Below are 3,151 nucleotides of genomic sequence, written 5' to 3'. Positions count from 1 at the left end.
TCCACCACCTCCAGCTCCTCCACTACTGCTGGGCATAAGAGTAGATGAAATATCACTTACAAAGGAATCAAATGTGGCGGCAAAGGAGTCAAGCATTGCACCCACTTGTGGAACAGTAAAGTTTGAAAAGTCCGAATCGGCTCCATAAGTGTGTCCGTACGCAGGATGATGATAGTAGTACCAATATGGCCAGTACATTCTTCTAGTTCCTGTTTCCGGATAACGACGTCTTTTTACACACGATTTTATCCATTTTGAAACATTTAAGCCAGAAATGAAAAGCCACGGCAGATATTCGTCTAAGTATTTCATAGCTTCATAAGGTTCACGCATCTTTTTAATTCGGTTTGCTTCCCGTTTCACATTTCTTAAAAAGAATTTGAATTCTTTATTCATCATTGCCCCGTGTTCCGTCCGATTCGCCATGAAATTTCCTATTACGATACCAATAAGACCACTCGCAAGCACTAGAGTTCCTAACAGAGCGAGTCCTACAGTTCTAAAAAAGAATAGTGAGAATACAATAAAAAATCCTGCTGCCATAACAAAAAACGCGAATTTTTGATATGTTGCTTTAGTCGCGCTATAAGTCGTGGGAAGTAATTGCTGAAGATGCAATTCCTGTTCTATCTCCTCAAGTGCTTCTGCAAATCTATCCGGATTCATAACTTCAATACGGGTTTTTTTGTCATACTCGTAGATGCTAACCGTTCGCAACACATGCCAATCAATCTTTGTTAGATCATCAGGTAAAGTCTTTCTTCTAATGGCATTATATCCGTCGTCTGTTAGGCGTAGAAACGAATCTGATCCATATTGCCAAAGTTCAAGATAGCCTTTTTTGGCTAAATAGAAAATTGTAACAAGGACGCCATTCATAGTAGCTCCTTCACTGCGAAGACTTTCCACAATAGCAGGATGAAGTTCTCTGGGAGGATTAAGACCAATGGCTTGTTTATTGACAAAAACAGGGGGATCTCGTCCCCTGAAGAGATAAATTGCTGCATATATACCACTAAAAATGACAAAAAAGATGACTCCAATGAGCCAACCAGTTCTGTTGAGATACTGTCTCCAGGAAAAAGGTTGCTCTACGGTAGAAGGGAATCGAACTATGATCTCGTAGGATGTGTTAGGTGGCAAATAAGAGTCGTAATACACATCTACAACAGATTTCCCATTATTCTCTGAAATAATAACTGTAGATTCTGAACGGATCTTGTCAGGTATCAGTATATCTTCCGTAGTGTATGTTTTTGGAAGAATCACCTGAACATGCACATTGTAAATCGGTACATCCCAATCACTTCCAATTGCTTGCCAATCCACTATATCGTAATTATCCTCGTAACTTATTGCATTCGTTACAGTGTATGTGAGAATAAACGTACGCTCCACAGGTTGCGAGCCGACATAGACCCGCTCATAATACCATGTGATTTCAACCTCATCAAAACCCTTAGCAACGGAAAATGTCCCTGCTTCTTCATCAGAAGCTTCTATATAGGCTTCACTACTGTCGCCATAGACTTGTATGTTTTTAATCTCATCAAATCCACGGTACGGGATCGTACGATACGCAAAACCGAAATCGCCACTTAGAAAACGGAATGTTATTTGTTCTGAGATGTCTAATGATGCATCTTGATTTACTGTGATTGTTGTTTCATAGCCCGATAAATCGTATGTACCCGCGGCATAAGCCTTGTTACTTATTGTTGCTGTAAGCAAAGGCACGAAAATAACAAAAATAAATATAAGCTTCAAATGACTTTTTTTCTTCATTCTTCTGTCCTCAATTTCAATTTCTGGAGATTTATAGGCAAAAATCGGACGTTCATTGCCGTAGTTTGCAGAAAAACAATTATAACACGCAAAAATATTATTTAAATCTTTGCTCGCTTTATTTCGCTTATTAAATGTCTAGATACCATCTTTATATTCCATAAACTACAATGAAACAATCAGTATCATAATTAGCATAATTCAAAACTAGTATAGTTCATTCTAAAAATGATGTAAAAACAAGGAGGCATTAAGTAAAATGGATGAAGCAACAATCGAAATGCTTGCTAATGAAGTTCTCAACGCAGAAGATACACGTGAACCCTTAAAACTGTTTACTGAAAGGTTTGATATTACCATTCAAGACTCGTATCAGATCCACCTACGAGTTGTTGAAAAGAAAAAAGCGCGTGGAGAGCGAATAATCGGTAAAAAGATCGGACTTACCTCAAAGGCTATGCAAGAATTACTCGGAATCGACGAACCCGACTATGGATTCATTATGTCCACCAATATAGCTGGTGAAGGGACTATTTCCATGAAAGAGTTGATCGAACCAAAGGCAGAACCTGAAGTCGCATTTGTTTTAATGGATGATTTACAAGGTCCTGGTGTAACTGCTGCACACGTACTGGCTGCCACAGCGGGTGTATTGCCTAGTATCGAAATAATTGATAGCCGATTTGCGGGCTGGGGAATCAAAATACAGGACTCTATCGCAGATGGCGCAAGTATAGGACGTGTGATTTTTGGTGCTGGTGGTCTTACCGATGTATCGACACCAGGTCTCGACTTGAGATATCTCGGTCTTGTTCTTGAAAAGAACGGTGAAGTAGTGGAAACTGCTGCCGGTGCTGCTGTCTTAGGGAATCCCGCTGAATCTGTAGCATGGTTAGCCAACAAACTCTCAGAATATGATATCATTCTTAAAGCTGGTGAAGTAGTGATATCAGGATCTTTAACGAAAGCTCTTCCTGTTCAAGCGGGAGATCATGTTAGAGCAACGTTTGGTCAACTTGGATCTGTAAGCATAAAATTTGTAGAATAATAATTCAGTTTGAATAAAAATGAACGATGATGCCTTAGAAAGTGCGTCAGAACTATCGTATGTTGATGCACACTGCCATATCGGGCACGATATTGATGGCACTCGACAAACAGCTGAAATTCTGCTTGACAAAATGGATCAGTGTGGTATTGACCACGCTATTATTTTTCCTTTTAATGAAAGGATGAAGGATCAGGAGCACTGTTTCAAAAGAGCAAATACATTAATTGCTAATTTAATGAACGACCACCCTGAGCAGTTCACAGGGTTTTGTAGACTTGATCCACACAGCCCATTAGCAATCGCTGAGTTGAAGCG

At 39.6% G+C, this 3,151-nt stretch carries 3 protein-coding genes; 2 read left to right on the top strand and 1 reads right to left on the bottom strand.

The features are described from left to right. A partial coding sequence (locus QVB70_RS09245; protein WP_287585447.1) for a DUF2207 domain-containing protein occupies nucleotides 1-1,785 on the bottom strand: 1,785 nt, incomplete at its 3' end. 259 nt (nucleotides 1,786-2,044) lie between these two features. On the opposite strand from QVB70_RS09245, the gene QVB70_RS09240 reads away from it, so the two are divergent. Together QVB70_RS09240 and QVB70_RS09235 are read left to right on the top strand one after the other, a co-directional pair. Next, nucleotides 2,045-2,833: a 2-keto-4-pentenoate hydratase gene (locus QVB70_RS09240; protein WP_287585446.1), complete on the top strand. Its 789-nt coding sequence runs from the start codon at nucleotides 2,045-2,047 to the stop codon at nucleotides 2,831-2,833. 19 nt (nucleotides 2,834-2,852) lie between these two features. Then, on the top strand, nucleotides 2,853-3,151 hold a 299-nt coding region (locus QVB70_RS09235; RefSeq protein ID WP_287585445.1), incomplete at its 3' end, for a hypothetical protein.

The sequence above is a fragment of the Candidatus Borrarchaeum sp. genome (assembly GCF_019058535.1).
Lineage (GTDB): Archaea > Asgardarchaeota > Sifarchaeia > Borrarchaeales > Borrarchaeaceae > Borrarchaeum > Borrarchaeum weybense.
Note: the sequence above shows the minus strand (reverse complement) of the source record. Positions and strands in the feature narration are given on the sequence as shown.